Genomic DNA, 14,643 nt, shown 5'->3' on the forward strand with positions numbered 1-14,643 from the left:
GTGGGGTGGTTTCAATGGGGCGGGTGTGTTTCTGCGTGTGTGTTCAGGTTTGCAAAGTTTTTGACCTTGTTAACCTTGGCGGCCTTTGGGCGGTGGCGAGATCCTTCAGGTCGGCACGGGTGCCTATTGGAATCTAACAATGTCTTTGCATAAATAGCGAAAAACGCTAGTGTTGGTTAGCTTTAACTATTAAATGGTGTTGTGATGGATCCCTATCGTAATCCGTTCGCCCCCGGGGCTGGTTTTCCACCACCGGAGCTTGCTGGCCGAGACCCTGTTCTCGAAATGGCTCGGATTTCCTGCGGCCGAGCAGTGAGGGGCAAACCTGCACGGTCGCTGATGCTCCTTGGCCTTCGAGGAGTCGGCAAGACGGTACTCCTGAATGAGATCGGCAATATCGCCAGACAAGAGGGGCTGCTCGTTTCCCAGCTCGAAGCTCCGGAGAAAAATACACTTTCCACTCTTCTTTACCCTGAACTGCGACGCGTAATGCGTTCACTGTCGGGATTCGAAGGAGCAAAGCAAATTGCCAGCCGGGGTATGAGCGCCCTGCGCAATTTTGCCTCGATATTCAAAATCGATATCGGTGGCGTTGAGGTGGGCGTTGAGGGTGCTGAACCTGGGCTGGCTGATAGCGGCGATCTGCAACATGATCTTCCAGACCTGTTCGGTGTGATTGGCGAGGGCGCTAAAGCCGCTGGCAAGGGATGGGTGCTGCTCATCGACGAGGTTCAGTACCTCTCGGAAGGCGATCTGTCGGCACTTATCGTTGCGATGCATCGAATGGCCCAGCGCGGGTTGCCTGTGGTTTTGGTTGGGGCAGGACTACCACAGGTTGCCAAATTGGCTGGTGAGGCGAAGTCCTATGCAGAGCGACTTTTCCTCTACCCGCCTGTAGGCGCGCTGGACGAAGAAGCAGCAAAACTTGCTGTTCGAAAACCCGTCGAGGAGGAGGAGCAGACGATCGAAGACGCTGCCCTCCAAGCGATTGTCGCGCGAACGAGGGGCTATCCGTTTTTTCTGCAGGAATGGGGTTCAACTTCATGGGATGTTGCTGCCGGCCCCATGATCACGCTCGCTGATGTCGAACGCGCTTATCCAGAGACTATCGCCGGACTCGATGCCGGCTTCTTCAAGGTTCGTTATGACCGGCTTACCAAAGCCGAGATCCAGTTTGTGATGGCGATGGCCGCCCTTGGTGATGGGCCCTATCCTATGGCAGGTATCGCCAAGGTGATGGAGCGTGATCAATCATCGTTAGGCCCGGCCCGGGCCAATATCATTTCCAAAGGTATGATCTACAGCACCGACCATGGTTACCTTGATTTCACCGTTCCTCTTTTCGCGGAATACCTTCGTCGTCGTGGCGAATGAAAATCAGTGGTAGCGCCTTATGTAATCAGCCGCCGAATTCTTTCCGAAAGTTCTGCCCCGCTTACCTGCCGGTACGCATGGATCAAGAGCATGGGCAGTACTCGATCTTGCGCTCATTGTGGAGCTGCCGAAGGCTGCGATCTTTTGATTTTGATTTTCTGTGGGAGCGAGCCTGCTCGCGAAGGCGGCCTGAATTTGACTAGGTTCCTGGAGTGAATGTAGGTTCTGACCAACGGTTGTATTGATGTCGTATATAGCCCGATCAGGATTCGGATTCGAGAAAGCTCATACCCGGGACGGTAATTTCACTATTGATTTTGATACGCAAGCTGATCATTACAAGATGTCTTTCCATGCGGTTGTTAATGATCCAGTCGCCGGCGACATAGACATTCTCGGGAGTTTTGACCTGCGTATGTAGTAGATATCCTGCAGCCTCGATGTATTGCAACCCGTGGCAGACGTCACTCCTCTATCAATACGCTCCGCTCGGAGTGTTCCTCGTGCTTGAGGTGTATTGGCAACTGACGATCCTTGACTCGCTGTATCGATACAAGGCGGCCAGTCTGGATTTTTCGCAAACATCCATGACCTGCTCAAATTGCTCGGCAGTTGCCTCGACGCGCCACTGTAGTGTTTGGCCTGTCTGACAATTGGATGCGCCAGGCGTGATGTTCATGGATTTCAATTCATTGAGCGCTGCACTACAGTCTTTTGCCTGCTCTGCGTTATTGTCAGCCTGCGCAGGGAGCCAGGCACTGAGTGCGAATATGGCAGCCGGCAGGGCGATACGCAGTTTCGAATAAAGGCTCATACAGAAGGTCCCCACAACCAGCGTTGTCAGATCGGCCACGTCAGTCCCTGAACCACAAAGAATCCATTACAGGTGAGTTCCCGCGTGTCATTCGTGTGCTGTGCTTTGCCGGAAAATTTGTAATCTTTGAGGTCGTATCGGTACACGAAGTTACTGATTTGGGTTACCGCGATAATTGAAGAAGTTGTCGTTTCAAATTCATAGGGACGAGGATCGGCTCGGTCTATGACAATCGTTTCTGAATAGCGCAAAGGGGAAGGATCCTGCGGGTAGCGAAGCGAGATGGAGATGATTCGCGCGCCCGACAAGCCGTCGTTGTGGCGGAAAGAAAAGTCGTATCCCCCTAACGCGTTGATGGAAATGGATGTGCTTGAAGTGCTGTAGCTGGTCAAGTCCAGATAATTACCGCTGATGGTGCCTTTGACATCAGTTTCAATAGAGCCGAACGCGAAGACGGCGTTGGGTACGTTTGGGTTTGCCATGAGAGCTGCCTCTGTATGATCCGAATAATGAAGAGGCAAGTCTGGGTAAAAGCGTGAAAGCTGTGAACTGTAATACCTGACAGTTTTTTATTCTTGTTCGCGATAGTTATTCAGGCCCAGCGCATTTTCCGAACGCTACCGACCCGCCTGTCGGAAAACTCCGGCGCATTGATCAGCGCCTGCAGGACGAACCTGTTCACAGCCGCTTCCACAGGTTTATTCATTGCCTGCCAAGTTGCGCTCACAAAAAAAGGCGATGTCCCTCACGGAACATCGCCTTTTCATTACCGCCAGCTAACGCTTATTCCGGCAGTTTGTACGCAATGATGTAGTCACCCATCTTGGTACCCAGCGAGCCGTGACCGCCAACAACGAGCAGCACGTATTGCTTGCCGTCCTTGCCGGTGTAGGTCATCGGAGTCGCTTGGCCGCCTGCTGGCAGGCGCGATTTCCACAGCTCTTTACCGGTATTCACGTCATAGGCGCGCAGGTACTGGTCGAGGGTGCCGCTGAGGAAGCCGACGCCGCCGGCGGTAACCATCGAACCGCCCATGCTCGGTACGCCGAGGGTGAAGCCGATCGGGATTGGCGAGCTGTCGCGGCTGGTGCCGTTCTTGCGTTTCCACACGACTTTGCCGGTGGTCAGGTCGATACCGGCGACGTAGCCCCAGGCCGGGGCCTGGCACGGTACGCCCAGTGGCGACATGAACGGGTGCATGATCACCGCGTATGGCGCGCCGGTGTTTGGCTGCACGCCCGAGGTTTCGCTCTCGCGTTTGCTGCCGGCTTCGACTTGCTCGCGTGGCACCATTTTCGAGACGAAGGCCATGTAGTTCGGGCTGGTGAACAGCAGCTGGCGAACCGGATCGACCGAGACGCCGCCCCAGTTGAACACGCCGACGTTACCCGGATAGATCAGGCTGCCCTGTTCCGATGGCGGGGTGTACTGGCCTTCGTAACGCAGTTCCTTGAACTGGATACGGCACAGCATCTGGTCGAACGGGCTGGCGCCCCACATGGCTTTTTCGGTCAGTTCCGGGGCCAGCAGGTTGAGGTCCGAACGGGCCTGGGTCGGTGCGGTGTGGTCGCCTTTGACAGCGCCTTGCGGTACCGGGATTTCCTTGATCGGAATGATCGGCGTGCCGTCACGACGGTCGAGGACGTACAGGCTGCCCTGTTTGGTCGGGGCGATCAGCGCAGGTTTCACGCCGTCGGCGGTTTTCATGTCGAGCAGGGTTGGCTGACTGCCCACGTCCATGTCCCACAGGTCATGGTGGGTGAACTGGTAGTTCCAGCGCACTTTACCGGTGGCCAGGTCCAGGGCAACCAGGCCGGCGCTGAATTTTTCCGCGCCCGGGGTGCGGTTGCCGCCCCATTGGTCCGGGGTCTGGTTGCCCAGTGGCAGGTAGACCATGCCGAGTTTTTCATCGACGCTGGCCAGCGACCACATGTTCGCCGAGTTGCGGCTGTAGGTTTCGCCCGGGGCCAGAGGCTCGGTGGCGTCCGGCTTGTCGCTGTCCCAGTTCCACACCAGGTGACCGTCGCGCACGTCGAAGGCGCGGATCACGCCCGATGGCTCATTGGTCGATTCGTTGTCGGTAACGTGACCGCCCATGATCACCAGATCACGGGTAATCGCCGCTGGCGAGGTGGAGTAGTAGCCACCAGCGGTGAACGGGCCGATGCCTTGGGTCAGGTCGACCACGCCGTTGTTGCCGAAGCCTTCGCAGATCTTGCCGGTGTCGGCGTTCAACGCAATCAGGCGCGCATCAGCGGTTGGCAGGTACAGACGACGCGGACAGGCCTGAGCAACGGCCTGGCCGGCTTCGGAGATGACCGCGGAACCGGCGTTTTCAGACTTGGCATAGGCGGCTTCGTCGTAATACGAAACGCCACGGCAGGTCATGTGGGCGAAGCCCTTGAAGCCGACCGGGCTCTTGATCTGTGGATCGAAGCGCCAGATTTCCTTGCCGGTGTCCGGGTCCAGCGCCAGCACTTTGCTGTGCGCGGTGCAGGCGTAGACCATGCCGTTGGCTTTGAGCGGGGTGTTTTCGTTGGTCAGCTCGACCGGGTCATCGGCGGTTGGCAGGTCGCCGGTCTGGATGCGCCAGGCTTCTTGCAGCTTGCCGACGTTTTCCGGGGTGATCTGCTTGAGCGGCGAGTAGCGGTCACCGAACTCGGTGCGACCGTACGCTTGCCAGTCGCCATCCGGCATGGCCGGTGCGGTGCTGGTCATGTCCGCGCTGTCGCGGCCCAGTTCGCCGAAGGTCTCGCCCGGGTGGGTGAAGAGGCTGGCCAGAGCGGTAACGCCGGCCAGGATCACAGCGACGGTCAGGCCGCCAGTGCCGATTTTCGCCGGGCCGTTGAGCAGCAGCGGACGACGGAACCACGGCAGCAGCATCACGAAGCCGAGGACAAACCACAGCGCCAGACGCGGCACCAGTTGCCACCAGTCCAGACCGACTTCCCACAATGCCCACACGGTGCTGGCAAACAGCACGATGGCGTACAGGCCCAGCGCCGCGCGGCGACGCATCAGCAGCAGGATGCCGCTCAAAGCGATGCCGATACCGGCCAGCAGATAGTAAAGCGAGCCGCCGAGCATGCTCAGCTTGACTCCCCCGGCCAGCATGGCCAGGCCCATCAGTAGAAGCAGGATGCCGAGCAGGCCCGGTAGCAGACGGCCCCGACTCGAAGCACTTTCGGTGCTCATAGTGTGATTCTCCGTGACGTTTATGTAGTCCCGCGCTGTAGTCACTTTAGATGACGATTTGGCGCAGGCATGGTTCAGATAAAAACTTGTTCGGCTAACGAATTTCATGGATCCCTGTGGGAGCTGGCTTGCCAGCGATGGCGATTGCACATCCAACAATGAAATTGCCAGACAGATTGCTATCGCTGGCAAGCCAGCTCCCACAGGGCCTTGTGGCGTTTTTTAGAACGACGACTGGATCTTGATCCCGCCAATCAAGGCGTCATCGACGTCGTTCACGCCACCGGGGTGGCGGATGTATTGCAGGTTCGGGCGCACGGTCAGCCAGTTGGCCACGTGCACGCCGTAATACAGCTCGGCGCTGTATTCGGTGTCCTGCGGTGGCAGGAACGCCGGATTGTCGTAGTCGTAGACGGCGTTGGCGCGGTTGGTCATTTCGGCGTTCTTGCGATAGGCCGGGTTGACGTGCACACGAGCGAGGGCAAAACCGATGTCGTCCTTGGCGCGAGCATCGAACGGACCTTTGTAGGTCAGGCCGGCCTGCACGTAGTTGTCGATGGCATTGGTTTTCTTGTCATGCATCGTCGCGTTGGCAAACAGGCTCAAGCCGCGCGAGTGGTCGCTGGCGATGCTGGTCACCTGTTGCTGCACGCCCAGCCATACGCCGTGCTTGCTCGACGCGCTGCGGTAGGCTTCGCCGCTCAGCGCTGCCGGTTGGCCGTTCTGGTCTTTATAAACGTCAGAGGCCTTGGCATTGCTGTAGTAGTAACCGGCGCGGTATTCGCCCGGCAGGCCGTTGAGCTTCGGCGTCCACACCAGTTCGACCGGCAGGATCGCGCCCTGGGTGCCGCTGCCGCTGAGTTTGAAACCGTTGCCGCGATCAAGGTTCGACGGGTTCTGCTCGTAGGCGCCGACCTGCGCGTACAGCTCGGGCGTCAGGTGATATTTGACCCGCAGCGCCCATTGGCTGACCGGCCAGTTGTACCAGATGCCGCCGACCCAGTTGCCGACCTGCGAGCCGCAGAACGCGAGGTTCTGGAAGTCACAAGGGAAGCTGTTGAAGTCTTCGCCTTCGCCGAAGCGGCCGACCTTGATGTCGAGTTTCTGATCGAAGAATTTCTGCTGGTACCACATCTGCGTCAGGCGCGTGGTCTGGCCACGACCCCAGACTTCCTGGGCGGAGGTGAAGCCGCCAACGCGTGGGTCATTGATGCGGTCGTTGCTGATGTTGTTGCCGCTGCGCTTGGTGATGGTCAGCTGAAATTCAGCGTCGTTCCAACCGAGGATCTTTTGCAGATCCAGATGGGTGCCGAGGCCGAACTGGTCGCTGTAGCGGGCAGTGCGGTCGTGATCGTAACCGCCGTGCAGATTGCTGCCCATTTCGCCGGTGTAATCGAGTTTGAAGTCGTAGCCTTTTTCCGCAAGTTCTGTGCGCGTGCCGTTCCAGTCACCGAGCATGTACGGTGATTCACTGTCGAAGGCCGGCGCCGCGTGGGCACAGGTAGCCAGGCCAAGGGCGGTGCAGCCGCCAAGGGTGCGCAGGGCAGAGATAGCGCTGTCTCGGGAGAAAGAAAAGTCAGGCATGAAGAAGTCTTTTTTTGATGTTTTTTCGAGTGCAGGCCGAGCGCTTCAGATTGTCGCAGGCAGTGAAGCGTTTCAGCGGAAGGGCGGCAGGATAATGATCTGTAACAAATTGAGAAAGGGCTTTTGCAGACATGCAGCATTTCGGATTCGGTAACAGTGCGGCAAACGGGCGCATTGTGAGTCGGGCCACAGCCTGCGATCTTCCCGGGTTGGCCTACATTTGCAGGAAGGCCTTCCACCCGCTCTGCCCCTCGGCTAAGGTGCGCGGCTTCTGCACATCACTTCGCCCAAAGGCCCGGCATGAACGAACAATCCCCCGATCCGCTGCACGGCGTGACCCTCGAACAGATCCTCAATGCACTGGTGACTCACTACGAATGGTCGGGGCTGGCCGAGCGTATCGACATCCGTTGTTTCAAGAGCGATCCGAGCATCAAGTCGAGCCTGACCTTCCTGCGTAAAACCCCGTGGGCGCGGGAGAAGGTCGAACGCCTGTACGTGAAGCTGATGCGCACCAAGCGACCGCTCTGAGATGGACAGCGCGAGGCGCCGACGCCTGATCACCGGCCTGGCCGTGTTGGGTTGGGCCGGATTGACGATTCAGCTGTACCTGATCTTCTTCGCACGATTGAGCATCGGCGCCAGCCTGCTGGGCGGACTGGTGAGTTTCTTCAGCTACTTCACCATATTGACCAACACCCTGGTGGCGACGGTGCTGACCTGCGCGGTCACCGAGCGCGAATCCGCCGCGCGGCGCTGGTTTCTGCAACCGTGGGTCAGCAGCGGGATCGCGGTGAGCATCGCCGTCGTCGGTCTGGCCTACAGCATCCTGCTGCGGCACTTGTGGCACCCCGAAGGCTGGCAGTTTGTTGCCGATGAGTTGCTCCACGACGTCATGCCATTGCTGTTTCTTGGCTATTGGTGGTGCTGCGTCCCCAAAGGCACGTTGCGCTTGTGGCACTTGCCGCTGTGGCTGACCTATCCGCTGGTGTATTTCATCTACGCCTTGCTGCGCGGGCATCTGCTTGGCGCCTATGCGTATCCGTTCATTGATGTGGCGGTGTTGGGATATCCACAGGTGCTGGCGAATGCCGGGGGGATATTGGTGGGGTTTGTGTTGGTGGGGTTGCTAGTGATTGGTCTGGATCGATTTCGGCCGTAACGATCAAAAGATCGCAGCCTTCGGCAGCTCCTACATTTGGAATGCATTCCCCTGTAGGAGCTGCCGAAGGCTGCGATCTTTTGCTTCTCGGATTTACTCTTCCTCGGAAGAGCCTTCCGCGCGCCAGTAGCCAACTGCCTTGATGAACTGTTCATCGAGCCCATGCTCATCGATCAGCACCCGGCGGATCTGCCGTGAGACCTTGGTTTCGGTCGCCACCCACGCGTACAGATTGCCCTTGGGCACCTGCAATTGCTTGACGGTAGCCAGCAGGTTGTCCTTGCCACCTTCACGCAGCACCCAGATCACATTGAACTGCGCCGCGCTTTCCAGCACTTGCTGCTCGGCACCGTTTTCCACTTCGATCACCACGAGTGCCCGGCGATTTGCCGCCAGACCCTCGAGGCGGCGGGCGATGGCGGGGAGGGCGGTTTCGTCGCCGATCAGCAGGTAGCTGTCGAAGATGTCCGGCACGATCATCGACCCGCGTGGCCCGCCGATGTGCAGGAACTGCCCCGGTTGTGCCTGCTCGGCCCAGGTCGAGGCAGGGCCGTCGCCGTGCAGGACGAAATCGATGTCCAGTTCCATTTTTTCCAGGTCGTAACGACGCGGCGTGTAGTCGCGCATCTCGGGCATCGGCCCGTTGTCCTTGCCGGCGCCCAGTTGCATCGTCTCCAGCGCCGCCGCTTGTTCGGCGTTCTGCGGGAACAGCAGTTTGACGTGATCGTCCGTGCCCAAGCTGATGAATCCGGCCAGTTCCGGCCCGCCGAGGGTGATGCGGCGCATGCGCGGGGTCAGGTCGGTGACGCGCAGCACTTCAAGCTTGCGCCGTTTGATTTCGTGCATCACGCGGTGAATGGTTTGGTTATCGACTGCAGTCATTCGGCTTTCTCCGTGGCAGGTTGAACGGCAGGGCCGTCGACGATGGCTTTGGCGGTGTCGTTGAGCAGGTCACGCACGCGCAGGATTTCTTCGGCGCTCCAGCGCCCATGGTGCAGCTGCAAGGCATGGCGCAGGTTGTGCACCGCTTCGTGGATTTCCGGCGGGCGATCATGGCCGCGCAGCGAGCGCTTGCTGACGTCGATGCGCATGCGTACACCGTCGAGCGCCACCGCTTGTTCACTTAAAGACAAACGACCGGCGTCGGTGACGCTGTAACGCTTTTTGCCGGCCTCGGCATCACCGGCGATCAGGTCGCTCTCTTCCAGAAACGTCAGCGTCGGGTAGATCACCCCGGGGCTGGGGCTGTAGGCGCCGTCGAACATGCCTTCTATCTGGCGGATCAGGTCGTAACCGTGGCAGGGCTGTTCGGCGATCAGCGCCAGCAACAGCAATTTCAAGTCGCCGGGGGCAAAGACTCGCGGACCGCGGCCGCCGCGTTCGCGACCGGGGCGCTTCTCGAAGCCGTCGCGGCCATCGCCATGCTCGCGGTGGGGGGAATGATGGTCTCTCATTTCGCTTCTCTCTCGTCGTATTTAGATACAACTTAAGATATATCTTAAGCGCTGTGCAAGACGTTTTTAGCCTCTGGCGACGCTCGACGGACGAGCGGTCAGCGTGAAAAAAGCCACAAAACTCTTTCCGATCAAAAATAAAAAGGCGTGACCTTAAAGTTAAAGTTATCGCTCTAGTTGTGCTTGAGTATATATTCTAATTTCTCGCAAGTTGCCGCGTTAAAGCGGTTAAGTTGCTGTATGGTTTTTTGCCTGTAACTGTGTGTAGGGCGCAACTTACAGCGAATGTTGCAAGTATCTGTTTTTTGTTCTTTTTTCTGGCGGGGTGTGGGGTTGTTTAACTACGAGTTTGTCGGAAGTTGCCTGCTTACATTCCAGAGGCAACAGTCGATGATGCCCGGCATTGAAAGTTCAAGTTGCTTCAGCGGTCGACGAGCAAAAGGTTTATGAACTTTCAATGACACCCCCTTATATAAAGCAAACAGGTACTGAACGATGTTCAAGAAAATCGCAATCGCTGCTCCACTGGCTCTTCTGGCAATGTCCTCCACGGCCTTCGCGGCGAATGAAGCGTCGCACTCCATCAGTCTTGTCGCCACAGTGCCAACCACCAGCTTCTATGTGGTGCCGGTCGACCCTGATCTGGTCAACAAAGACCAGGACATGAGCTACAACCCTGCCACCGGCAAGATGACCGAGGTCAAAGGTTACTTTGACGTACGTAACACTGACGGCTCCGTTCACGCCAGCCTCAATGGCATCCCTATGCTGCAATCGGGTGTCGATCAGATTGCCCTGGACGTTGAATTCAACGGCAAGATTCTTACCCAAGTGCCACAAATGGTTGTGGGTGAAGATGAATCCGACAGTACCTACCGCGCATTGCTGAAAATCGCTCCGCGTGCCAGCTCCACATACGCGCCGGGTGATTACACCGGAACTATTGCAATGGTTTTCGATGCGGTACCTCCGGTCGGTTCGCGCTGATCGCATGATCGCCTGCTAGACGCCCACCTTCGCCGTGGGTTTGACCGCGGGGCAAACATCCGTGTTTGCCCCGACGGACTTTCATTGTCTGAAAATCAGAGTACGAGTTCATGTTCCCGATGACACCCATCGCGGCTGCGCTTGCGCTGTTGTTCTGTGCCAGCGCAGTCATGGCTTCCGACGCCACCGGTACCACGCCACGCAGTTTGCTGGCGCAGGCCAAAGGCTTGCCGGCGGATTTCGAGGAGCATTTTTTCGATGTACCGCTGGCGGTGCGGGTCGAAGTCGATCAGCAGCCGCTGGGCGAAGCCATGGTGGTGCTGTCGCGAGATGACCGCATCACGCTTCTCGAATTCACCGATACCAGCGAAAACCGCTTTGGCCCGGCCGAGCGGGAAAAGTGGGCGAGCTACCTCAAACCCGGTGTGCCTCTGGGCGCGTGCCGCGGTTCGTGTCCCGATCAGTTTCTGGCGGTGCACTACAACCTGCAAAGTTCGCTGGTTTCGATCCTCACTGAAAATGCCGAGCGCGATGTTCAGGCCAAGCGTTATTACGAGCAACCCGACGGCGGCAGTCGTGGCCTGATGGTGCGCAATCAACTCAATCTCAATGGCGGCCAGGATCAGGATCTGGGTGGGCGCTTCGGCCTGGAAGCCAGTTCCAGTCTGGGCAACTGGAGCCAGACCCTCAACCTGCAAATGGCCCGGCTCGGCGGTCCTGATACCAAGCTGTATCACGCCGTGCATGAGCTGCACACCCAGCGCGAACTGCAAGGCAGTTTCTTTCGCCTGGGCTATTTCACCCCCAATTCCGAAGGGCTGATGCGTCAGCCGCGCACGTTCGGCACCAGCCCCGACACCGCTGTAGGCCTCATGTATGGCAGTTCCGACAGTCTGGCGATCAACACGCCGATGCCGAGCGTGTATCCGATCTACGTGACCGCCAATCGTCAGGGGGCGGTGGAAATCTGGCGCAATGGTTTGCTGATCAACACGCAATCGGTACCCGCCGGTCTGCAGTCGCTCGATACGCGGCCGCTGCCGGGTGGCATTTACGAAGTGGAGGTTCGCCTGATCGAGGACGGCCAGATCACCTCCACCACGCAGGAACTGGTCTACAAGCCGAGCAACTGGCGCAACCTCGATGAGCGCTGGCGCTACAACCTATTTGCCGGCGAAGAAAGCAAACTGTTGAGTAATTGGGACAAGCAAAGCAGTGGCAGCCCGACCGCCGGTGCATCGCTCAACTATCTGTTGCATCCGCGGGTGATTCTCGGCGCCTCGGCGCGGCAGATTCGCGAAAAGCTGCAGTACGGCACATCCATCGACTGGACGCTGGCCAACCACCTCAGCCTGTATGCCAATGTCTACAAGACCGAGGATTACGGCACCGGTCTGGATCTGCAAAGCCTTTACAACTACGGCGCGGGCAGTCTGGTGATCAGCCACAACCGCAGCTGGCTCGACACCACCAACACCTACGAAACGCTGCCCGACGGCACACGCGTTCGTCCGCGTAACGTGTTCGTCGGCCAGACCAGCAATTCATCGCTGGCGCTCAATCATCGGGTGAGCAGCAAGAGTTCGGTCAATGCCCGGGTTTCGCACAGCGAAGGCAATGTCGAAGGCATGGGCCTGGATCTGGGTTGGACCCAGCGCACGGTGCTGCTGGGCAGTGATGCCAGTTGGCGCCTGTCGGTCTTTGATCGTCCGGGCAGTTTCAGCAGCGGCGATGCGCGCAACCGCGGGATCGATCTGAGCATCAATCTGGCGCTCGGCGCGCCCGGTCAACAGCTCACCGGCAGCATCGGCTCACGCACCGCCCGTGATGGCAAACGCGACAACAACGCCTCGCTCGGCTGGCGCAAGGATTTCAAGGATCACGTGCTGCAAAGCGTCTCGGTCACGGCGCTCACCGATACCTACGGCCTCGGCATGTCGAGCCTGGCCAATTTCCGCACCGATGCGGTCAACGGCGATGGCTTTATTCAACGCTCGTCCTACAACGGCAATTTCACCGGCGGCCTCAACCTCGACAGCACGCTGGTGGTCGGTGGCGAGCAGATGCTCATGACCAATCACAGCGAAGTGCGCGGCGCCGGGATGATCGTCGATGTCGAATCGGACATCGACGACATCGTCCTGCGTGCCGACGACTATAGCGGGAGCAGCGCTGCCTTGAAGCCGGGGCGCAATTTCATCCCGATCACGGCCTATCAGAACAGCTCAGTGAGCTTCGACTTCGAGGGCAACAACGTGCCCGCAGCGACCATCGAGCCGGCGCGCACTCGCTATCACCTGAACAAGGGCGGGGTGGAGTACCGCAAGATCCGTGTGATGAAAACCCTGACAGTGCTCGGTCGCCTGATCGATGAAGCAGGGCGGCCGCTCAAGGGCCATCATGTGATCAACCATGCCAGCCGTGGCGTCACCGAGGTCGACGGGTTCTTTTCAATGGAGATGAACGCCGGTTCGCCGACCCTCGAAATCCGTCGCGATAATCGCTTGCTGTGTCAGTTCCGCCTCGATGCCAACCAGTACCGCAGTGAAAACAACGTCCTGATGATAGGCGATCTGCGCTGCACGCCAGACACCGTGGCCGACGTCGGTGTCACCGCGCAGAAGGCGGGCTGAACCGATGACCAGGTCCACATTTGGGCGACACGCGCACCAGCAATATCAGCGCTATCCGGGAAGCCGACGTATGAACGTGCACGCCGGCGCCTTGTTCCTTTTTTCATGGAGTTGAAGTGATGAACCGTGGTTTTTTGCTGGGCGTGCTCAGCGTGTTTTGCCTGACGGCGCAGGCCGGGCCGCAGATCAATGTCGGTACGGTGTACGACTATATGGATGGCGACAAGAGCACCTATCTGAAACGGGTGTTCAACAGCGGCGATGCCACCGCGTTCGTCAAGGTAAACGTTCTGGAGATTGTCTACGACGCCGACGGCACGCCGAAGGAAATCCCGGTTGAGAACGCTGCCGACGGCGCTTCGCGCAACGGCCTGATGGCCAGCCCGGCGCGGCTGATCGTCCCGGCCGAGGGCATGCAGGGCACCCGCTTGCTGTACATGGGTGAACGCGATCGCGAGCGTTACTTCCGCGTGCGCTTCGTGCCGGTGGTGCCGGAAAAGGAAGACGAGTTCGCTGTCAGCCAGGAAGAACGGGAAGACTACAAAAAGGCACTGACGGCCGGGGTCAACGTGATGACCGGTTTCGGCACGGTGTTCTTCGTACGGCCCAGGGAAACCCGGTTTGCCACGACGATCAATGAAACCGACAGCCGCTACGAACTGCGCAATGACGGCAACACCGTGGTGATTGTCGACGAGTTCAGAGACTGCTCGTTGAGCGACGAAACCGACTGCGGTGTGACCACCAAACACCATGTGCTGGCGGGCAAGACGTTCGCTTTCGACAAGGAGAAGGGTCGTGGGTACCGCTTCTTCCTGATCGAAGGCAGCGAGAAGAAGAACCTGACGGTCAGCAGCCGCTAGGTCTGCTTTTCATTGACGCAACGGGTAACCAACATGATCAAGCAATGCTCCGTCGTCGCGCTGATAGCCGCGGCGGCTCTGGCCAGCGATGCGGCCTGGGCGGCTCGGGAAGCACACACGTTCGAAGTGACAGTGGAAGTGCCGAACCGATCGTTCTACATCATTCCCGCGGTGCCGGACTGGATCCACCGACCGCAGCGGCTCGACTGGAATCACTCGACCTCAAGCCTGAGCAGTGTGCGCAAGTACTTTGATGTGCGTCACGACACCAGTGCGATTGAAGCGCGGCTGGAGTCCGCGCCCTACCTTTCGAACGGTCGGCCGGCAGACGATATCAGTCTGCGCGTGACCTTTAACAAGGTGGAGCTGAGCGCCGAGATGGCCCCGCGTGAGGTGGTGTCGCAGGCCGAGGCCGCTGCGGGGACACGGGTGCTGTTGCAGATCGACCCGATCAGCCCGGAGGGCGGCTACCGCCCCGGGGATTACGCCGGCAACGTGCTGTTGCTGTTCAGTGCCCGAGCGCCTGGCGAGTGAGATGGCTCGCGCAATGCTGGTATCGAAGTATTTTCTGGAGACC

The 14,643-nt window shown here is 58.8% G+C and carries 13 protein-coding genes; 7 read left to right on the forward strand and 6 right to left on the reverse strand.

The features are described 5' to 3' along the window. Positions 1-204 precede the first annotated feature (204 nt). The gene (locus tag D8U60_RS24025) at positions 205-1,374 is read left to right on the forward strand and encodes an ATP-binding protein (RefSeq protein ID WP_130901097.1); all 1,170 of its coding nucleotides are present in this window, start codon (positions 205-207) and stop codon (positions 1,372-1,374) included. A 475-nt stretch (positions 1,375-1,849) separates the two neighbouring features. Here the strand turns inward: D8U60_RS24025 and D8U60_RS24030 are convergent, their stop codons facing one another. From D8U60_RS24030 to D8U60_RS24045, 4 genes are all read right to left on the reverse strand, one after another. Beyond that, positions 1,850-2,227 carry a hypothetical protein gene (locus D8U60_RS24030; protein WP_122699566.1) on the reverse strand — a complete coding sequence of 126 codons (378 nt, stop codon included), beginning with the start codon at positions 2,225-2,227 and terminating at the stop codon, positions 1,850-1,852. Continuing rightward, a complete protein-coding gene (locus tag D8U60_RS24035; protein ID WP_071173469.1) occupies positions 2,215-2,670 on the reverse strand; it encodes a hypothetical protein in 456 nt (151 codons plus the stop codon). Before D8U60_RS24035 ends, D8U60_RS24030 begins: the two co-directional genes overlap by 13 nt. Positions 2,671-2,971: 301 nt before the next feature. Continuing rightward, a complete protein-coding gene (locus D8U60_RS24040; protein ID WP_130901098.1) occupies positions 2,972-5,383 on the reverse strand; it encodes a glucose/quinate/shikimate family membrane-bound PQQ-dependent dehydrogenase in 2,412 nt (803 codons plus the stop codon). A 222-nt stretch (positions 5,384-5,605) separates the two neighbouring features. Then, a complete protein-coding gene (locus D8U60_RS24045) occupies positions 5,606-6,967 on the reverse strand; it encodes a carbohydrate porin (protein ID WP_130901099.1) in 1,362 nt (453 codons plus the stop codon). Positions 6,968-7,267: 300 nt separating this feature from the next. On the opposite strand from D8U60_RS24045, the gene D8U60_RS24050 reads away from it, so the two are divergent. Together D8U60_RS24050 and D8U60_RS24055 are read left to right on the forward strand one after the other, a co-directional pair. Continuing rightward, positions 7,268-7,498, forward strand: coding sequence for a VF530 family protein (locus D8U60_RS24050; RefSeq protein WP_016773359.1), 231 nt, complete (start codon positions 7,268-7,270; stop codon positions 7,496-7,498). A 1-nt stretch (position 7,499) separates the two neighbouring features. Next, positions 7,500-8,129, forward strand: a complete 630-nt coding sequence (locus D8U60_RS24055; protein WP_130901100.1) for a Pr6Pr family membrane protein — start codon at positions 7,500-7,502, stop codon at positions 8,127-8,129. 93 nt (positions 8,130-8,222) lie between these two features. On the opposite strand, the gene D8U60_RS24060 is transcribed toward D8U60_RS24055, so the two are convergent. Both D8U60_RS24060 and D8U60_RS24065 read right to left on the reverse strand, forming a co-directional pair. Next, positions 8,223-9,011 carry a siderophore-interacting protein gene (locus D8U60_RS24060; protein ID WP_130901101.1) on the reverse strand — a complete coding sequence of 263 codons (789 nt, stop codon included), beginning with the start codon at positions 9,009-9,011 and terminating at the stop codon, positions 8,223-8,225. Further along, positions 9,008-9,583: a PadR family transcriptional regulator gene (locus D8U60_RS24065; RefSeq protein ID WP_016773362.1), complete on the reverse strand. Its 576-nt coding sequence runs from the start codon at positions 9,581-9,583 to the stop codon at positions 9,008-9,010. The genes D8U60_RS24060 and D8U60_RS24065 overlap by 4 nt, the downstream gene beginning before the upstream one ends. A gap of 495 nt (positions 9,584-10,078) precedes the next feature. On the opposite strand from D8U60_RS24065, the gene D8U60_RS24070 reads away from it, so the two are divergent. From D8U60_RS24070 to D8U60_RS24085, 4 genes are all read left to right on the forward strand, one after another. Continuing rightward, on the forward strand, positions 10,079-10,570 hold the full coding sequence (locus tag D8U60_RS24070) for a CS1 type fimbrial major subunit (protein ID WP_024014183.1): 492 nt from the start codon (positions 10,079-10,081) through the stop codon (positions 10,568-10,570). Between the two features lie 110 nt (positions 10,571-10,680). Then, the gene (locus tag D8U60_RS24075; RefSeq protein ID WP_130901102.1) at positions 10,681-13,203 is read left to right on the forward strand and encodes a CS1-pili formation C-terminal domain-containing protein; all 2,523 of its coding nucleotides are present in this window, start codon (positions 10,681-10,683) and stop codon (positions 13,201-13,203) included. A 119-nt stretch (positions 13,204-13,322) separates the two neighbouring features. After that, positions 13,323-14,066: a molecular chaperone gene (locus D8U60_RS24080; protein WP_122611907.1), complete on the forward strand. Its 744-nt coding sequence runs from the start codon at positions 13,323-13,325 to the stop codon at positions 14,064-14,066. 33 nt (positions 14,067-14,099) lie between these two features. Further along, the gene (locus D8U60_RS24085) at positions 14,100-14,600 is read left to right on the forward strand and encodes a CS1 type fimbrial major subunit (RefSeq protein WP_073473236.1); all 501 of its coding nucleotides are present in this window, start codon (positions 14,100-14,102) and stop codon (positions 14,598-14,600) included. Positions 14,601-14,643: the final 43 nt, after the last annotated feature.

The sequence above is a fragment of the Pseudomonas sp. Sample_11 genome, from assembly GCF_004307505.1.
Classification (GTDB): Bacteria; Pseudomonadota; Gammaproteobacteria; order Pseudomonadales; family Pseudomonadaceae; genus Aquipseudomonas; species Aquipseudomonas atacamensis.